Source organism: Paludibacillus litoralis, assembly GCF_037646705.1.
Classification (GTDB): domain Bacteria; phylum Pseudomonadota; class Alphaproteobacteria; order Rhodobacterales; family Rhodobacteraceae; genus Pikeienuella; species Pikeienuella litoralis.
In genome coordinates this window covers 116239-135135 of record NZ_JBBHER010000005.1, presented here as the reverse complement: position 1 = coordinate 135135, position 18897 = coordinate 116239, and the positions used below count along the sequence as shown (strand labels likewise).

The 18897-nt window shown below is 63.4% G+C and carries 12 protein-coding genes; 5 read left to right on the top strand and 7 right to left on the bottom strand.

Features of this window, described 5'->3' with window-relative positions; all coding sequences use genetic code 11:
• Positions 1–24 precede the first annotated feature (24 nt).
• Positions 25–1839 (bottom strand): tetratricopeptide repeat protein, encoded by a 1815-nt coding sequence (locus WG921_RS09785; protein WP_340109046.1) that lies wholly within the window; start codon positions 1837–1839, stop codon positions 25–27.
• 213 nt (positions 1840–2052) lie between these two features.
• On the opposite strand from WG921_RS09785, the gene WG921_RS09780 reads away from it, so the two are divergent.
• From WG921_RS09780 to WG921_RS09760, 5 genes are all read left to right on the top strand, one after another.
• Positions 2053–2304: a hypothetical protein gene (locus WG921_RS09780; protein WP_340109045.1), complete on the top strand. Its 252-nt coding sequence runs from the start codon at positions 2053–2055 to the stop codon at positions 2302–2304.
• Between the two features lie 151 nt (positions 2305–2455).
• Positions 2456–4114, top strand: coding sequence for an arylsulfatase (locus WG921_RS09775; protein ID WP_340109044.1), 1659 nt, complete (start codon positions 2456–2458; stop codon positions 4112–4114).
• A gap of 100 nt (positions 4115–4214) precedes the next feature.
• Entirely contained in the window at positions 4215–5222 is a 1008-nt protein-coding gene (locus tag WG921_RS09770; RefSeq protein WP_340109043.1) for an HAD family hydrolase, read from the top strand.
• A 180-nt stretch (positions 5223–5402) separates the two neighbouring features.
• Complete coding sequence (locus WG921_RS09765; RefSeq protein ID WP_340109042.1) at positions 5403–6167, top strand: DUF2092 domain-containing protein; 765 nt, start codon at positions 5403–5405, stop codon at positions 6165–6167.
• Between the two features lie 15 nt (positions 6168–6182).
• Positions 6183–6698, top strand: a complete 516-nt coding sequence (locus WG921_RS09760; RefSeq protein WP_340109041.1) for a hypothetical protein — start codon at positions 6183–6185, stop codon at positions 6696–6698.
• 233 nt (positions 6699–6931) lie between these two features.
• Here the strand turns inward: WG921_RS09760 and WG921_RS09755 are convergent, their stop codons facing one another.
• The 6 genes from WG921_RS09755 to WG921_RS09730 form a co-directional block, all read right to left on the bottom strand.
• Complete coding sequence (locus WG921_RS09755; protein ID WP_340109040.1) at positions 6932–10015, bottom strand: Mur ligase family protein; 3084 nt, start codon at positions 10013–10015, stop codon at positions 6932–6934.
• Between the two features lie 6 nt (positions 10016–10021).
• Positions 10022–11119, bottom strand: coding sequence for an HlyD family efflux transporter periplasmic adaptor subunit (locus WG921_RS09750; protein ID WP_340109039.1), 1098 nt, complete (start codon positions 11117–11119; stop codon positions 10022–10024).
• Positions 11120–11199: 80 nt separating this feature from the next.
• Complete coding sequence (locus WG921_RS09745; protein ID WP_340109038.1) at positions 11200–13359, bottom strand: type I secretion system permease/ATPase; 2160 nt, start codon at positions 13357–13359, stop codon at positions 11200–11202.
• Positions 13356–14702 (bottom strand): TolC family protein, encoded by a 1347-nt coding sequence (locus WG921_RS09740; protein ID WP_340109037.1) that lies wholly within the window; start codon positions 14700–14702, stop codon positions 13356–13358. Before WG921_RS09740 ends, WG921_RS09745 begins: the two co-directional genes overlap by 4 nt.
• Before the next feature lie 43 nt (positions 14703–14745).
• The gene (locus tag WG921_RS09735; RefSeq protein WP_340109036.1) at positions 14746–15861 is read right to left on the bottom strand and encodes an Ig-like domain-containing protein; all 1116 of its coding nucleotides are present in this window, start codon (positions 15859–15861) and stop codon (positions 14746–14748) included.
• Positions 15795–18812, bottom strand: a complete 3018-nt coding sequence (locus WG921_RS09730) for a hypothetical protein (protein WP_340109035.1) — start codon at positions 18810–18812, stop codon at positions 15795–15797. The genes WG921_RS09735 and WG921_RS09730 overlap by 67 nt, the downstream gene beginning before the upstream one ends.
• Positions 18813–18897: the final 85 nt, after the last annotated feature.

Here is an 18897-nt window from a genome sequence, read left to right as displayed (position 1 = left end):
CATTCCTCCTGCGTCGCCGCCCGGTCAGGGCGTCGCAGGCTCGCGCCAGCCCGCCTTGCGCAGACCGTTGACGAGGGACGCGACGATGTCGTCGGCCGCCCCGTGCATGCGGTAGACTGCGGCGGGGTCGCGCGCGAGCCTCGGCGCTAGCTCCGCCATCCGCGCAAGCGCCTCCTGGGCCGCCGCCGCGCCGCCGAGTTCAGCCTGCGCGATGGCGATGAAGGCCTGACTCATGCCCGATCCATCGACGCTGGCGCGCTCCGCGCTGGCGAGCATTTCCGCGTAGTCGCCCCGCACGAGGCCGTCGAGCACGCTGGCGTTGAAGTACCAGCCAGGCGGGCTGACGCTTCGGTCGATGGCGCGCTGGCCGTAGCTGACGCCTTCGGCGGATCTGCCGCGCGCCGCCAGCCGCCAGCCGAACTGCGCGAGCGTCTCGGGATCGTCGGGGTTCAGGGCGAGCGCCTCCTGATGGATGCGTTCGGACTCGTCAAAGTCGCCGAGATAGTAGTTGATCGCGGCGAGGGCCTGGAGCGCGACGACGCTCGTCGGCGCGATGACGACGGCGCGCTGCGCCGCCTCCAGCGCCGGGGCGAGCGCAGGGGTCAGGTCCTCGCCCGGCGACGCCTCGAACCGGGCGGCGTCGAGATGCAGCCAGGCGAGCAGCGCCCAGGCCGCGGCGTATCCCGGATCGCGGCGGGTCGCCTGTTCAAGGCAAGCGAAGGTCGGCGCGCGGAGATCGTCGGCGAAGGTGCGCCGGTAGGCGTAGGCGCGCAGCACGCATTCATAGCTCGGCATGCTGGGGATCGCGCCGCTTTGCAGGCGGTCGGCCACGTCGCGATGCACGATCCCATAAGGCTCCCCGAGCGCGGAGGCGATGCCGGCGGCCAGCTCCCCCTGCACATCGAGGAGCGCGCCCGGCGTGAGGCCGCGGTCGTAGGTCTCGCTCCAGATGATCCGGCCGGAATCCGCATCGGCGAGCCGGGCGTTGATCTTGACGGCGCCGGAGTCGGAGCGGACGCTGCCGGTGACCACATAGGAGACGCCAAGCCCGCGCCCCAGTTCCTCCGGATTCGCTTCGGCGTTCTGGCGAAAACTGGCGGGAATGGAATAGAGCCGGAACGCGGAGAACCGCATCAGGTCGGTGATGAGCTCCTGCGTCAGTCCATCCGCGAGAAAGCTGTTCCCGTCGCCAAGCGTCTCGAAGGGCAGGACGATGATTTCGGGAATGTGGACGCCCGCCGCCTCGGGCGCATCCTCCCGAAGCCAGATCCAAAAAAGACCGGCCAGGAAAAAGAGCGTGGCCAGGAGAACCGCCGGCCGCCAACCGCTCCAGGCGCGCGCCTGGCGCCTGATGCGCGCGGCGCCGGCATCGCTCGGCCCCGTCAGAGGCGTCTCGACGGGCCGGAACGGCGGCGCCTCCACGCGGGCGCCCTCCTCTTCCGGGAGGGGGCCGTCTCGCTCCCGCCAGGTGAAATGCGCGACATAGGCGCCCTTCGGGATCGTGATGCGCACCGCGTCGCGCGCGCCGGCGTCGACATAATAGCTGTCGAGCGAGCGGCGCAGGCGCCCGGCCTCAAGCCGGACGACGGGATCGGCGCTGGGATCGAACGTCTCGTCGCGGCCGAAGACGGCGAGCGCCACGGAGTAGCCCTTGATCTTGCCGCCGCGGCCAGCCAGCGTCTCGTCGACCAGATAGGTCAGAAGTTCACGCCGCCGCTGACTGCCTCGCAGCGCCGCGCTGTCGAGAATGCGGGCGAGTTGGGCGCGCACCGCGTCAGCGGAAGGCCCGACGGCCGATGCGGCGTTGGCTTGAGCGGTCGCGTCGATCATCTCAGCCACATGCTCTCCGTCTGGCGGCGCGTCCCCGATACGGCCGGCCCGATGCCCCGAGAATACCGCGCAAGGTCAGGAATGCGAAGCTGATATTTCCCTCGGCGCCGGCCCCTCCCCTCCAGGGTACGTACCGTACCGGACTTGCAGGCCTCGCAGCCCCCGCGGACACTTGGGCCCACAACAGGAACAGCGGCCGCAGCATTATCGGGGACGATCTGAGTGGCGAAGCTCACGGCCGTCTTCAACAGGTTTCCCGAGCACGAGCTGGTGATCCACAGGCTGTGCGGCCAGGAGCCAGACTTCATGGGGGTTTGCGAAGACTACGAGGAGGCGGTGGCGGCGCTTCGGCGTTGGGAGGAGGCCGGAGCCGGCCATGTCGAACGGGCCAGGGAGTACCGCGTCATTCTCGACGAGATCGAGTCCGACATCCGTGAGGAGATTTCGACATATCTGGCGCGTCTCCCACGGTAGCGGGGCTGAATTCTCAGAGCAGCGAAACCAGCGCCGCCGCCGGATCACGACAACAGAAGATCGGCCGATATGGCGACAACGACCGAGACGCAGCGCGAAAATCCAATGATCTGGAAATCAGATCGAAATCGACACTGAGGAGCGAGAAGCTATGAGATACGCATTACTGACCACGCTGCCGGCCTTCGCCGTCAGCTTTGCGGCGTTGTCAGCGCCTGCATTCGCGCAAGACAAGAGCGCGGCGGAGAGCAAGCCCAACATCCTGCTGATCGTATCCGACGACACCGGCTGGGGCGATCTTGGCCCCTATATGGGCGGCGAGGCGCGCGGGATGCCGTCGCCGAACATCGACCAGCTCGCCGAAGACGGCATGTTCTTCACCAATTTCTATGGCCAGCCCAGCTGCACGCCGGGCCGCGCCGCCATGCAGACCGGGCGCATTCCGAACCGCTCAGGCATGACCACGGTGGCATTCCAGGGCCAAGGCGGCGGGCTGCCGGCGGCGGAATGGACGCTGGCCTCGGTGCTGAAAACCGCCGGATACAAGACGTATTTCACCGGCAAATGGCATCTGGGCGAGTCGGATTACGCGCTGCCGAACGCGCAGGGCTATGACGTGATGAAGAACGCCTTCCTTTATCACCTGAACGCCTACACCTATACGGATGCGGAATGGTTCCCGCAGATGCCGGCCGACCTGCGCGATATTTTCGTGAAGTCGACCACAGGGTCGCTCTCCGGCCTCGCTGGCGAGACGGCCAAGGAAGACTTCAAGGTCAACGGTCAGTATGTCGATACGCCTGAAAAGGGCGTGGTCGGCATTCCCTACCTCGACGCCTATGTCCAGGAGACCGCCTATGAGTTTCTCGAAGACGCCGCCAAGGACAAGGACACGCCGTTCTTCATCAACGTCAACTTCATGAAGAACCACCAGCCGAACCTGCCGCATCCGGACTTCATCAACTCCTCGATCTCGAAATCGAAATATGCGGATTCCGTGGTCGAGCTGGACACAAGGATCGGGAACGTTCTGAAAAAGCTCGACGAGCTCGGGCTCGCCGACAACACCCTGGTGTTCTACACCGTCGACAACGGCGCCTGGCAGGATGTCTATCCGGATGCGGGCTACACCCCGTTCCGCGGCACCAAGGGAACCGTGCGCGAAGGCGGCAACCGCGTTCCGGCCCTGGCCCGCTGGCCGGGCAAGATCCAACCTGACTCGCGTAGCGATGCGATCGCCGGCGGGCTCGACCTGATGGCGACCTTCGCGTCCGTCGCCGGCGTCGACCTGCCCACGAAGGACCGTGAGGACAAGCCGATCATCTTCGACAGCTTCGACATGACCCCGATCATGACCGGCGAAGGCGACTACAAGCGCAACGAGTGGTTCTACTACACCGAGAACGAGCTGTCCCCCGGCGCCGCGCGCGTCGGCAACTACAAGTATGTCTTCAACCTTCGCGGCGACAACGGCCAGGAGACCGGCGGCCTGGCCGTCGACACCAACCTCGGCTGGAAGGGCGCGGAAGCCTATGTCGCCACCGTGCCGCAGGTCTTCGACCTCGCCGCGGATCCGCAGGAGCGCTACGACATCTTCATGACGACCTTCACGGAAAGCACCTGGGCGCTGGTTCCGGCCACCACGGCGATCACCGACAAGGTGAAGACATATGTCGAGTATCCGCCGCGCAAGCTGCAGAGCGACAGCTACGCCGGGCCGATCACCCTCACCCAGTACCAGCGGTTCCAGTATGTCCGCGACGCGCTGGCGAAGGACGGCTTCACCCTCGGATTGCCGAGCGGCAACTGACGCCGGGTCGCGATCTGGTCGGGCCCGGAAACGGGCCCGGCCTCACGATTTCTGAACGGCCCGGACCGGGCTGCGAGACAATTCAGGCTTGGAGATCAAAATGCGCGCCAGGATCGCCCTGATCACCGCCGCCGCGCTGGCGTTCGCCTTTCCAGCGCTGGCTGAGGACACCCCCCTGCCGTCATGGAACGACGGCGACGCCAAGGCGGCGATCGTCACATTCGTCGAGACCGTCACCGATGTTTCGAGCAAGGATTATGTGGCGCCGGAGGACCGGATCGCCACGTTCGACAATGACGGAACGCTCTGGACCGAGCATCCGATCTACACCCAGCTCGCGTTCGCGCTGGACCGCGTGAAGGCGCTGGCGCCGAAGCACCCGGAATGGAAGGACGAGCAACCGTTCAAGGCCGTTCTTGAGGGCGACATGAAGGCGCTCGGCGCGGCGGGCGAGAAGGGCCTCATCGACGTGATGATGGTCACTCATGCCGGGATGAGCACGGGGGGCTTCGAGAAGGTCGTCACCGACTGGTTTCAGACCGCCAAGCATCCGCGGTTCGAGCGCCCGTACACCGAACTCACCTACAAACCCATGGTGGAGCTCCTCGAGTATCTGCGTGGGAACGGGTTCGCCACCTACATCGTCTCGGGCGGCGGCGTGGAATTCATGCGGCCGGTGACGATGGACGCCTATGGCGTCCCGGCGCAGCAGGTGATCGGCTCGTCGATCAAGACCGAATACAAGATCGTGGACGGAACTCCGACGCTCCTGCGTCTGCCGGAGCTCAATTTCAACAATGACAAGGGCGGCAAGCCCGTCTCAATCAACCAGTTCATCGGCAAGCGCCCGATCGCCGCCTTCGGCAATTCCGACGGCGACCGACAGATGCTCGAATGGACCGCCGCGGGCGACGGCGCGCGCCTGATGATGCTGGTGTTCCATGACGATGCGACGCGCGAATACGCCTATGGCCCGGCGAACGGCGAGGCCGACACCCATTTCGGCGCCTTCACGCAGTCCCTGATGGATGAAGCCGGCGACAAGGGCTGGCGCGTGATCAGCATGAAGGACGACTGGGCGACGGTCTTCGCTCCGGAGGGCGAGTAGCGTGGCCGGCCTCCTTCGGCGAAGCGCCGCGCCCGATATCGGCCAGCGACCTTTCGGCCGGGCGCCACGCGGCCGGCTCTTCCTGCGCCATTGACAACAGGCGTGAAAAACTCAAGCATATCAAACGCCTCTTGCGCATATATTGAAACTGGAAGGCTGATTATGATCGGAAATTCTGTTATGCGCGGCCTGAAGTTCAGCGCCACAGTGGCGATAGGCGCGACATTCCTCGCCGGAGCCGCGTTCGGCCAGGACGACGAGGCGCCGGCCGTCGATCCCGATGTGGTTCAGGCGGTGAAGGACATGGGCGCGACATTGCGCGCGCTGCCTGCGTTCTCAATTCGTGGGACTCTCGCCTGGGAAGAGGTTCTCGACTCCGGCGAGAAAACCATGATCATCGAACAGGTTACCGCCGAAGCGGCCCCGCCTCATGGCCTGCGGATCAGCCGGTCGTCACCGGATCGCGAGAGGATCTTCTACTTCGATGGGGAGAGCGCGACGCTCTGGGCCCCGATCCTCCGCTATTACACGCAAGTGCCATACAATGGCTCTCTGAGCGAGTTGGTGGCTGAGGTCGCTTCGAAATATGAGTTCGAGGTGCCGCTCGCGGACCTCTTCCTCTGGGGCGCGGACGACGACGATTTCGAGGCGATCACGTCGGCCCGGTATCTGGGAAGATCGCGGCTCGGAAACCGGGTCTGCGATCAGTTCGCCCTGCGACAGCCCGATGTGGACTGGCAGATCTGGATCGAAGACACTGAAGAAGGACTGCCCTGCGGCTATTCGATCGTCGACCTGACGGACGATGCGCGCCCGACCTTCCATGCGACCGTGACTGTCACGCCGGAGCTGGAGATCGCCGACAATCGCTTCACATTCAAGCCGCCCGAGGACGCGATACCGATCCCGTTCGCGACTGCAAAAGCCCACAAGGCCGACAAGTAAATCGGAGATCAGATTATGCGCATTCTTGTCTCTTCGGTCACGGCGTTGGCGATGATTTTGCCCGCGGCGCAGATCACCACCAGCGTGCAGGCCGTGTTGGCCGTTGCAGCGCCTGTCGTTCTCGCTCTCGCGGCGGATTCAGCGGAGGCGCGCGGCGGGCGCCGGGGCGGCGGCGGACATGTCCGCAGCAGCGGGCAGCATAATGTTCACAGGAACGCCAACGTGAACAGAAACGCCAACGTGAACAGAAATGTGAACGCCAACAGGAACCGGAACGTGAACCGGAACGTGAATGTGAACGGTTCGCGCCATATCGATGTCGATGTGGATCATCATTACCATAACGGCGGCGGGTTCGTGGCCGGCGTCGCCACGGCGATGGTGATCGGAGCCATCGTCAGAACGCTGCCGCCCAACTGCCAGACGATTGTGGTCGACGGCGTTGGCTACAAGCAGTGCGGAGGAAATTGGTATGCGCCTCAGTATAGCGGCTCTTCCGTGACCTATGTGGTGATCACCGATCCGAGGTGACGTTCGGGACCGCGGCGCGGCGCTGAGAGCCTGACCGCAAGACGCGGTGGCGCCTCGCGGCGCCGCGACCGGGATCGCGGCCGTTTTCTCCGACCAGAGTCTCAACAAGGCAAGGCCCCCCGCCCTTTCGGGCGCGCCGAAAACCGGTGAAGCTGCACGTCCTCCCAAAATTGAACTTCTCGGATCTGCGCCAGCCCTGACACGCGAGGCAGGTCACCGGCGACGCATCCGCATCAGTGAACGCTCGGCGAGAGCGTTCTGAACTTTTCAAGATATGAAAACAGGCCCGTGCTTTTGGAGCCTTTGACGAGAAAGACATCACCCGCATCCGCCTCCCCGAGCAGGATCCCGTCGAGGTCGCCGACGGTGGTGAACCGGAACCTGCCATCGTCCTGAACATCAGGCATACACGCCTTGAACTCATCGCCGACAAGATAGACGGAATCCATCGATTGCTCCTTTAGAAATCCGAGCAACTCGATATGCGCCAATCGACTGTCCTCGCCGAGTTCCGCCATGTCGCCGAGAATGATGACGCGCCTCCCCCTGCAAGGCGTCGCAAAAAACTCGTCCAGCGCCGCGCGCATCGACGCTGGATTCGCATTATAGGAATGGTCGATGATTTCCGCAGAGCCTCCCGAGGTCGCCAAATCGATGATCTGGCCACGACCGACTGTTCTGGCGAAAGTCGCGAGCCGTCCGACGGTAGGGGCGATCGGTTGGTTCAAAACATGTAACACGGCCACGATGGCCATCGTGTTCTCGACCGCGGAGCGCCCCGCTCCAACGATGGGCGCAATGTGGCGTTCGCCAAAAACTTCCAGTGCGACCTTCCGGGCTGACGACGTATCGGATGAGGCGGGATGGATGTCCGACGTATCGGTCCACCCGTAGGTTACGATTCGGAGCCCTTTCCTTCCGGCCGCCTCCTCGACAATTTTGTATTCGTTCATGTCACGATTCAGGATGGCGACCCCGTGTTCCGGCATCGCGGCGAAGATCGCAGCCTTCTTCTTCGCGATGGTGGACATGTTCTTGTGATAGATCAGATGCGCCGGGTGGATGTTGGTGAAGACGGCGATGTCCGGCCGCACCAGACGGGTGTTTCTCTTCATCTGCCCGATGGCCATTTCCAGGACGCAGTATTCTGTATCATGCGGCGCGCAGCAGAGATTCCAGGCGATGCCGCGGAGCATGTTCGCGCTGAAGCGCGTGCTGTGAACCTTTCCCACCTCGTCGAGACAATGTGCGATCATGGACGTCACGCTGGTCTTGCCGGCGCTGCCGGTGACGCCGATGACCGGGCCGGAAAGGTGATCTCGAGCGCTCGTCGCGAGGGAGAGCAAAGCCTCCTGCATATCAGGGACCTGCAAGACAGCGTCGGCCCTTATCGGGGCGCCGCAATCGGCGCTCACGATCGCGATGCGCGGCGTATCGCCGATTGTCTCCAACTGCCACGGCGCGACGCCCATATCGCCTTCTTTCTGTCGGACAAAAACGATATCGTCCTCGTTCATGCTGGGCGCATAGAGAGAAACGCCGTTGACCTCGATCGGAGAATCCGGCGGGCGGAGCCATTTCGCATCCTCCAGAAGGTCCAGAATATCGGTTGATTTCCAATCTATTCGCTTTTCCTCAGGCTTCAGGCGCAGTCTTTGCCGCTTGCAGATTTCAGAAAACTCGCTCCGTTCTTCGAGATAGGCGCGATAGGCGATCAGGCCGGAAAGATAATGCTCCACATCGTCAATGCGCACCCGAAATCCGTGGTGTCGAATGAAAAAGCTTCCCAGTATTCGGGCGGGATTTCGAAAGTGCATTGCGACTTCCGGAAAAAAGAACCCGTTCGTCAGATATTGCGCCCGGGCTTCCATGGCCTCCTTAAAAGCGGTCAGGTCCAGCCGATCGACGACCGGAACCAGCGTCGGATCCTCCAGTGCTCTGCGCACCAGAAGGCGCGTCGCGCAACACAGTTCCAGCAGCGTCGGAAAGGTGGTGATGCGATCTCGAATGAAGTCGAGATACCCCTCGATGTTGCGGATTCCGAAACGGACATACCGCTTGTCGCAGCGATGCCTCGAGAGTTCATTGACGCAATAGGCCAACCAGTGATCGTGGTGGCGCCAGTACTCCCTGGATATGAAATGATCGACGGCGCGACGGGCCGCGTCGAGCCAGCGCTGTTCGCCAGTCGCTCCATAGAGGCGCATGAGCCCAAACGCCGCCTCCCCATCATAATAGACGGTGCGAAACTCCTCCTTCGGCGTCAGGGTCTCGGAATCCAGGATATGATGGAACCCGCCATCCTCGCGTTGCATCGATACGAGTCCGTTTCCCAGGCGCCGCGCCAGATCCAGCCAACGCGTGTCCCCCGTCACCTCGACAAATTTGCAGAGCGCCAGAATGGCGACTGCGTTTCCGCCGAGTTTGACCTCCCCGCCCGCGTCCATCAGATAAGCCGCCGACCCGGCCCGTCCGATGGTGTGTTTGACCAGAGTTTTTGAAATCTTCTTCAGAGACCGTTCGATGGCCGCCCGTATGGCGCCGTCTTGCAGCACGCCATGGGCTTCGCAAAGCGCGTAGGTGCTGCTGGCGTGGCGCAACGTGTTGTAATGATCGATCGGACGATCGAAGCTTGGGCGCCAGCCATAGTGGAACATCCCGTCCTCCTTGACCTGAGCGGCCAGATAGGCGGCGCTTTCACGTATCAGGAGATCGAGATTTTCGGGCTGGTTGACGTCGAAGACGCGGCGCCCGCCATTGCGGCCCGACGGCATGAGCGGGTGAAGAACGCCGCTGTCGCGATCCTGAAACAGCCCCTCCGACTGGAACAGGAAAATGTCATCACCGTCTTGCGGAAGTGAAAATGACGCGCCAAACCGGCGCCGCCAGTAAATCTCGAAATTGTTGAGGTTGATTTCGCAATGGGGCGCCCGCGAGCCTTTATAGAGCAACGCGCCGCCGTTCAATTCTCCCTCGGTCACCGCCTGCCGGAAGCTGGCGTCCAGCGACACCCCTTTTCGGCTATAGTTTCGCTTCACCTTTCGCAACGCTTCCTTGTAGGCGCGAAAGGAGAGAGCGCGCACATCCGTCACCCAATCCAACCGAACATGACGGGCGGCGAGCAAGCGGGCGAGCTCCCCTCCCTCCAGCTTCTCACGCAGGTCTATCAGGTTGGAGGCCGTGATCGTTCGCACTTGAGCGCGGCTGTCGCCCTCGGTCCCGGAAACGAAAACGATGTGCCGCGGATAGGGATCTGGCAGCGGCGCGATCCGCGAGCCGAGCTCATCCAGAATGCGGGAGATGGATGGGTTTTGCATGAAAGACTAGCGTTCGCGCATGGCTTCGGCCGCCCGATTGAAGGGTTTCACAAGATACTCCAACACGGTCTTGGAGCCGGTATGGATATCGACCGTGGCCACCATGCCCGGCGTGACGGCGAATTTTCTTCCCGCCTTGTTTGTCAGCTCAAAGGCGTCGCTCCGCACAAAGACGCGATAGTAGCGCTTCTGTGGATCCGTCTCGTCACGGATGGAATCCGGTGAAATCGACCTGACCTCGCCCTCCAGCGTCCCGTAGATCGCGTGATCATAGGCCGTCACCTTGACCGTGGCGCGCATCTCCGGGCGAATGAAGGCGATATCCCGAGGGTGAACTCTGGCTTCCACAAGGAGTTCCTCATCGAGCGGCACGATCGTCATCAGCTCCCCATTCGGAGCGACGACCCCACCAACCGTGGTCACGGCGATATCCTTCACGATGCCGCGCACCGGCGAGCGCAAGGTCAGCCGTTCGAGACGATCCTTCCCGCCACGCAACTCCGCGGCCAGAGCCTCGGCCTCAGCCTTGGTCTTGGCCAGCTCCTCATTTGCGGTGACATAATAATCATGCCGGATCTCGGCCTCTTTCATGTTCAAGTCGACCATCTGGCGCTGAAGTCTCACCGCATCCATTCGCGATGAAGCCCCCAATGAAGAGAGCCGGGTCATGGCCTGAAGTTCTTCCTCCAGAAGAGCCCGCGAGTCCCGAACCAACGAAAGCGTCTTCGCCAGACTGTCGCGACGCGCGTCATAAAGCGCCCTCTCCGTGGCGATCAGCTCCCTCTGGGCCACCAGGGTTTCGGGAAACTGCAACGCCTGATCGGTGATCTCGGCGGTTAGCCGGGCGATCCGCGCCTGACGGGCCTGAAGCTGAGCCTCGGTCTCATCGACGCTCGCCTCCGTCCCCGTAGGGTCAAGCCGGGCAAGCACCTCGCCGGCCTCGACAATCTCGTCAGAACGCACTCTCAGTTCGCGCAGCAAGCCACCTTCGAGCGACTGGACGACCTGCTCCTGCCGAATCGGGATCACCTGCCCTTCGGCGGTGGTCACCTCATCGAGCCGCGCGGCCCAGGCCCAGCTTACGGCCACCGTGAAAAGCAACATGGTGAGCCAGATGATCCGGGATTGCGTCCGGGCCTGTCGCTCTTCAATGCCCCGAGGCGGCGTCGCGGAGGAGAACGAGGTCATGTCCTCTCTCGTCGCATTTGCGCCAGGATCTGTTCGCGCGGGCCGTCCAGAACGACCCGGCCCCTGTCCAGCACCACCAACCGGTCCACCAGTTGCAGGATCCGGCGCCGGTGCGTCGCCACGACAAGCGTCCGCCCCTGCGACGCGATGCTGAGCTTCTCGATGAAATGGCGTTCGGTCGTATCGTCCATCGCAGACGTCGGCTCATCCAACAGAAGGACCGATGGATTCCGCAGCACGAGGCGAGCCAACAGGATCGTCTGTTTCTGGCCCCCGGAGAGGCCGAGCCCCCCTTCCATGATCTGGTAGTTCCAACCTTTGGAGAACCGGCTCAGGAACGCCTCCCCCCCTGCAAGGGACAACGCGGCGAGCAATTCAGCGTCCGTGGCGGAAGGCTTCCCCAGCAGCAGATTGTCGCGCAGCGTCCCGAAAAACAGGTTTGAATTCTGGGAAAGATAGGCGATGTCGCGGCGAAGATCCGCTGGGTCGATCGTATCGATCGATACCCCGTCCAGCCTCAGTTGACCGACCGACGGCATCAATTGCCCCGCCATGGCCTGCAGCAAAGTGGACTTCCCGGCTCCGTTGCGGCCGACCACTCCGATACGCTCCCCGGCTTCGATCTGGATATGCGCCACCGTCAACGCGGGCGGCGGGTCGCTGCGATGGCTGAACGCCGCGTTCTCGAACGTATATTGGCCGGTGATCCGGGACAGGGAGACGCGCGCTTCATCGGAAGGATGATCCACGGGCGACGTCATGATTTTCGTCAGCCCCTGCGCTCCGACGCGGGCTTGCTGAAGCCGTGAGAGCACCCCCGAAATCTGGCTCATGGGGGCGATCATGCGCGAGCCCAGAATTGACGCGCCGACAAGCGTGCCGGTGGTGATCTCGCCGATCATGACCATCGGAGCCCCTATCGCGACGGTCACCGCATAGACGCTCTGCTGCACGATTTGAGTCCACGCGGTGAGCCCCGCGACCAGCCGTCTTTCCTGGGACTGCGCCTCGCCGGTCGCCGCCGAAGTTTCACGCCAGATGTTTTCGAACCGCTCTTCGGCCTGCAACGCCTTGATATCATCGATCCCCTGGATCGTTTCCACCAGAATGGCGTTGCGCAGAGCCGCCTCGCGCTGCGCCTGTTGGGCCGACTTCCGCAGCTTCGGCTGCATGACAAGCCCCGGCAAGATGATCGCGGCCAGAGCGGCGACCGGGATCAGGACCAGCCAACCGGCGATCATCCAGAACAGCCAGCAGAAAAGGACGAAGAACGGCAGATCCATCAGCACGCCGACCGATGTCGACGTCAGGACCTCGCGCATGGTGTCGATATCGCGAAGCTGAGCGATGAAGCTACCGGTCGATTTGGGCCGATGATCGTTGCGAATGCGCAGCGCGCGCCCGAAGACCTGCTCGGAAAGCCTGAGGCCAGCGTTCCGTCCCAGAATGTCGAGCAGCACGGAGCGCGATTGCTTCAGAAAGAACTCGAAAAAAAAGGCGATGGCGACGCCGATGAACAGCACGGTCAACGTGTGATGGGACTGCGCGGGGATGACCCGATCATAGACCTGCATCGAGAACAGGATGCCCGCCAGCGCCAGAACATTGGTGAGGAAGGAGGCGATGATGACGGTGAAATAGGGCCGGAGCGAAGGAAAGAGCACGCGGCGCAGCCAATTCTCCCGGACCGGCGCGATATAGGCGTCGATCCGGGCGTCCGGCAGGCTGCGCCTCGCCCGCACGAGCCAAACGCCGTCGCTTTCCTTGATCAGCTTGGCCAGCGGCCGTTCGTTCCTGTAGCTCAGACGCCCGGAGAACCGCCAGAAGGTGGCGATATCCGCGTGAGAGACGCTCTCCACCACCAGCACGTCAGCGCCGGGTTGAAGAACCAGAACCGGCGGATGAAGCGGGTCGATCTTCCGCGCATCCGCTCTGACGGCATGGAGTTCGAGCCCCAGCCGACCGGCGATCTCATGAAGCTGTTCAACCGCGTCGGCCTGTTTTCGCCAATCCATGGCCGCCCGGACGGCCTGCTCCGAAAAGCTCAGATGAAAGCCGCGCGCGATGTGGCGCAAGGCCGAGATGATGCCGCTGTCGGCGCCGGAGGCCGCGTCGCCCGGGCTCTCTTGCGCCACGGTGATCACGTCTTCGGTCATGAGCTCAGCGCAAGACCATGAAGGAACTTGCCATCCAATCCGAGACGGGCGCGCAACCGACCTGTGCTTTTGATGCACTCGATCTGGGCGACCTGAAGATTCATACGGGTCCCGGCCAGATCGCGCAGAGAACGGTAATATTCATCTTCCATATCGAGGACGTCCTCGATGGTCCGGCTTCCCAACTCGACGAACTGACGGCGGTAGAGCCGCCGGGTTTCGTCCAGCATGCCCGCCTGCTCTTCCAAAGCGTCTATGAGAGCGCGCCGGGTCATTATGTCGGCGATTGCGTTTTCGTAATCGAGCGCGACATCCTGGCGAGCCGCCTCGAGGGCCGCGTCGGCCGCCTCCGCCGTCTTCACCGCGATCACCTCGCGCGAACGATGCGCGCCGCCGCTGAATAATGCGCTGTCCACCCTCAGGTTCAACCCGACATTGCTGTCATAGGAGCCGGAAATATCCTGGTTGGCGACAGCTTCCAGTGACACGGTCGGAAGGAGGGCGTTTTCAGCGTCCTTCAAATCAATTTCGGAGATCGCTTTCTGCAACGCGGCCACCTGAATCCGAGGTGACAGCTCATCGTCAATTTCTTCGCTCTGGCATATCAGGTCGATCGCTCCCAGGGCGTCCTCGGAGACGCCCTCGCTGACGCCTGAAAATCTTGACAGGCGGCGATTGGCGCTCGCCATTTCGAGCTGCGCCTGCCGCAGGATCGTCTCGGCGGACTGAACCCGACGTTGCGCCTCCAGAAGATCCGTGGCGGAGTTCACTCCTTCACTGGAGCGAGATTGGCTCAGCCTCTCCAACTCCCGCATGGTCCGCAGTTGTTCATCCGAAACCGCCTGCTCTTCCGCATAGCGCCGCATGATCCAATAGGTCTTGGCGGTCTCGGCGAGCTCCTCATCCACGACTTGAAGGAAGCGCATGTGCTCCCTCTGCGACGCGAGCACTTCCCGCGATACGGCGCGGGAGGTCTCTCCAAAATCGTAAAGAAGCTGAGACGCAGTCACTTGTGGGCGTGGGCTTTTCTTCCTGTCACCGGCGATTCCGGAAATCACCCCCCCTGAAACCTGAGGGTAATAGCCAGCGTGCGCTTCATCTATTCTTGCAAGTCCGGCTTTCACCTTCTGCGCGGCTTCAACGATATCTTCCCGGGTTCGCAACGTGCCCAGGATCAACGGCGCGACTCCGCTTGAGCTGATGTCAACGCGCGCAAGATCATTGGAGCTGAGCTCGACGCCATCCTCGGTCAGAGGTCGGATGCGCCGAATTTCCTGCGTCGGTTCCGGGCTGCACGCCGCGATCAGAAAAGACGAGCAAAGGCCGCAGGCGACGCCCGTCATCCATTGTGTTTTCTTTCTGTGTGAAACCTCAGGTTCCATCACATCAAACCAACGGTTTCCCAAGCATCCCCTCTTCCAGTTCCTCAAGCGATTGGCTCCCCCCTTCGGAGCCGGCCGCATTCGCGAATTCGCTCTCGGCGAGCGGATCCGGAGAGGCGCCGAGGGCGCCGTCACGCTCCTCTTCCGATCCAAATTCGGAGAGAGTTTCGGGCGCCGGCTCGGGCAACGCTTCAGAGAGATCGACAGCATCGTCGTGGTCGAGGTCAGGAACAGTCACATCATCTGCGGCGGGCTCTTTCTCCAGAAAATCGTAGCTCACCAGGTCCGGCCCATCTTCCAGAGAGAGGGCGTCTGGATCGAACGCGGTCGCCCCGGTCTCGTCGTCCACGTCGGCGCGCTCCGAAACATCCACGGCGTCCGGATCGTCCCCGGCCTCGAAGGCGGCGAACGCCAGCCGCGCGGCGGCCTCCGGCGGGCCGGAGAAGTCGAGCGTCACAGTCAGTTGCGCGGTGTCGGAAGCGCCGCCCGGAGCGGTGATCGTGTAATCGAACGTCTCCTGATCGCCATAGGCTCCCTCGAACGTCGAGTCCGGCGTGTAAGTATAGCTTCCATCCGGATTGATCGAGAGAGTGCCGTGAGCGCCGGCGATATCGCTTCCGCCGATCTCCACAGCCACGCCATCCACCGCGGATACGACCGTCCCGGGAGGGGCGGTGTCGGCGCCGCCGGCGCCCACATCGGAGATCACGTTCCCCGAGATCGTTCCGCCAACCGTCGCCGGCGGACGGTAATCGGTAATCACATCGGACGTGGTGCTGACGGAAAGCCCCCCCAGCAAGGAGACATTCAAAAGCCCGCCATCATTCCCGAGGATCACATAATAGGTGCCTCCGCCCTGAAACTCCGGCAATGCGAGTTCTGCGGCGCTCCACGACGCGCTAAATATGCTTCCTGATCCGACCAGCCAGTCCGCCTGCTCATAGACCAGCGACGCCTGAGAACTCCCCTCCTCCGCCCGATACACCTGAATATCGAAATCAACGTCGCCGAAAAGCGCCAGGTTCAGGGCTGCTGAGCCGCTTCCATCCACGCTTACCTGCTCGGTCGTATTCTCAGCCACGGCGAATGAAAGCACGCTGCCGCCGGCAAGCACGCCCACGTCGACCGTCCCCGCAAGCAAACCGACGTCAAGAAGCGCTCCGACAGATTCGGTCTGCAAAGGCTGATTGCTCGTCGAAGGCGTGACCTCCAGCTCCAGCGTGACCTCGTTGTCGATCGCGTCGGCGTCCGCGTCTGCGTCGGCGTCGGCGTCGGCGTCAGCATCGGCATCGGCATCGGCATCGGCGTCCGCATCCGCATCGGCGTCGGCATCGGCGTCCGCATCCGCGTCAGCGTCGGCATCTGCATCAGCGTCAGCATCAGCATCCGCATCGGCATCCGCGTCAGCGTCGGCATCCGCATCGGCATCGGCATCAGCGTCTGCATCAGCGTCCGCATCCGCATCCGCATCCGCATCTGCATCGGCATCGGCGTCTGCATCAGCGTCTGCATCAGCATCGGCATCGGCGTCCGCATCGGCATCGGCATCCGCATCCGCATCGGCGTCGGCATCCGCATCCGCATCAGCATCGGCATCGGCATCGGCATCCGCGTCGGCATCGGCATCGGCATCGGCATCAGCGTCAGCGTCCGCATCAGCATCCGCGTCAGCATCGGCATCCGCATCGGCGTCCGCATCGGCGTCCGCATCGGCATCCGCATCGGCGTCGGCATCAGCGTCGGCATCAGCATCGGCGTCGGCATCCGCGTCGGCGTCGGCATCGGCGTCCGCATCCGCATCCGCGTCAGCGTCAGCGTCGGCATCGGCGTCGGCATCCGCATCGGCATCGGCATCAGCGTCGGCATCAGCGTCGGCATCTGCATCTGCATCAGCGTCAGCGTCAGCATCTGCATCAGCGTCCGCATCTGCATCCGCATCGGCATCGGCGTCCGCATCAGCATCCGCGTCAGCATCGGCATCGGCATCCGCATCAGCGTCCGCATCTGCATCCGCATCGGCGTCGGCATCAGCGTCGGCATCAGCATCGGCGTCGGCATCCGCGTCAGCGTCGGCATCGGCGTCCGCATCCGCATCCGCGTCAGCGTCAGCGTCGGCATCGGCGTCGGCATCCGCATCGGCATCGGCATCAGCGTCGGCATCTGCATCAGCGTCAGCATCTGCATCAGCGTCGGCGTCAGCATCAGCATCAGCATCAGCATCCGCGTCGGCGTCAGCATCAGCATCAGCATCCGCGTCAGCATCGGCATCCGCATCTGCGTCGGCGTCGGCATCCGCATCGGCGTCGGCATCAGCGTCTGCATCAGCGTCGGCGTCGGCATCAGCGTCGGCGTCAGCGTCGGCATCAGCATCAGCATCAGCATCGGCGTCAGCGTCAGCGTCGGCGTCGGCGTCAGCGTCCGCATCAGCATCGGCGTCAGCGTCCGCATCCGCATCGGCGTCGGCATCAGCGTCGGCATCAGCATCAGCGTCAGCATCGGCGTCAGCGTCGGCGTCGGCGTCAGCGTCCGCATCAGCATCGGCGTCAGCGTCCGCATCGGCGTCCGCATCTGCATCCGCATCGGCGTCGGCATCAGCGTCGGCATCAGCATCAGCGTCAGCATCTGCATCAGCGTCGGCGTCGGCGTCCGCATCGGCATCCGCATCTGCATCCGCATCGGCGTCGGCGTCAGCATCAGCATCAGCATCGGCGTCAGCATCAGCATCAGCATCGGCGTCGGCATCCGCATCGGCGTCCGCGTCGGCATCGGCATCCGCGTCCGCATCGGCATCCGCATCAGCATCAGCATCAGCATCAGCATCCGCATCAGCATCAGCATCGGCGTCGGCATCCGCATCGGCGTCCGCGTCGGCATCCGCATCCGCGTCGGCATCCGCATCAGCGTCGGCATCAGCGTCCGCATCGGCATCGGCATCAGCGTCAGCATCTGCATCAGCGTCGGCGTCCGCGTCAGCGTCCGCATCGGCATCGGCATCCGCGTCCGCATCGGCATCAGCGTCAGCATCTGCATCAGCGTCAGCGTCAGCATCGGCGTCCGCATCCGCGTCAGCATCCGCATCGGCGTCCGCATCGGCATCGGCGTCCGCATCGGCATCGGCGTCCGCGTCGGCATCCGTATCGGCGTCAGCATCAGCATCAGCATCAGCATCAGCATCAGCATCAGCATCCGCGTCAGCGTCAGCATCAGCATCTGCATCGGCATCTGCATCTGCATCGGCATCTGCATCTGCATCGGCATCGGCATCGGCATCTGCATCCGCATCGGCGTCGGCGTCTGCATCCGCATCGGCGTCGGCGTCTGCATCAGCGTCGGCGTCGGCGTCGGCGTCCGCATCAGCATCGGCATCAGCGTCGGCATCAGCGTCAGCGTCAGCGTCAGCATCCGCATCCGCGTCAGCATCCGCATCGGCGTCAGCATCTGCATCAGCGTCGGCGTCAGCATCAGCATCCGCATCGGCGTCCGCATCGGCATCGGCGTCCGCGTCGGCATCAGCGTCGGCGTCGGCGTCCGCATCAGCATCGGCATCGGCATCGGCATCGGCATCAGCGTCGGCATCAGCGTCAGCGTCAGCGTCAGCGTCGGCATCCGCATCGGCATCAGCGTCAGCATCGGCGTCCGCGTCAGCATCTGCATCGGCATCTGCATCAGCATCGGCGTCGGCGTCGGCGTCAGCATCCGCATCGGCGTCGGCGTCTGCATCCGCATCGGCGTCGGCGTCGGCGTCTGCATCCGCATCGGCGTCAGCATCTGCATCAGCGTCCGCATCGGCGTCGGCATCAGCGTCTGCATCAGCGTCCGCATCAGCATCAGCATCGGCATCTGCATCAGCATCGGCATCGGCGTCCGCGTCGGCATCAGCGTCGGCGTCGGCGTCGGCGTCCGCATCAGCATCGGCATCGGCATCGGCATCAGCGTCGGCATCCGCATCAGCGTCAGCGTCAGCATCCGCATCAGCATCGGCATCGGCGTCCGCGTCGGCGTCCGCGTCCGCGTCGGCGTCCGCGTCGGCATCCGCATCGGAGTCGGCGTCGTCGCCAGCCGCCAGCGCAATGCTGCCAGCCGTCATGCCGAACGCAGCGAGACCGGCGGCGCTGGCTCCGCCCAATTCGATCGGCGAAACCGTCATTACAAGCTG

Excerpts from the sequence above, each read along its gene's own strand:
- WG921_RS09750 (WP_340109039.1), bottom strand. The coding sequence starts at position 11,119 with ATGTTGCTTTTCACGGTGGCCGTAAGCTGGGCCTGGGCCGCGCGGCTC.
- WG921_RS09740 (WP_340109037.1), bottom strand. The coding sequence starts at position 14,702 with ATGACGGGCGTCGCCTGCGGCCTTTGCTCGTCTTTTCTGATCGCGGCG.
- WG921_RS09765 (WP_340109042.1), top strand. The coding sequence starts at position 5,403 with ATGCGCGGCCTGAAGTTCAGCGCCACAGTGGCGATAGGCGCGACATTC.
- WG921_RS09775 (WP_340109044.1), top strand. The coding sequence starts at position 2,456 with ATGAGATACGCATTACTGACCACGCTGCCGGCCTTCGCCGTCAGCTTT.
- WG921_RS09745 (WP_340109038.1), bottom strand. The coding sequence starts at position 13,359 with ATGACCGAAGACGTGATCACCGTGGCGCAAGAGAGCCCGGGCGACGCG.
- WG921_RS09760 (WP_340109041.1), top strand. The coding sequence starts at position 6,183 with ATGCGCATTCTTGTCTCTTCGGTCACGGCGTTGGCGATGATTTTGCCC.
- WG921_RS09770 (WP_340109043.1), top strand. The coding sequence starts at position 4,215 with ATGCGCGCCAGGATCGCCCTGATCACCGCCGCCGCGCTGGCGTTCGCC.
- WG921_RS09755 (WP_340109040.1), bottom strand. The coding sequence starts at position 10,015 with ATGCAAAACCCATCCATCTCCCGCATTCTGGATGAGCTCGGCTCGCGG.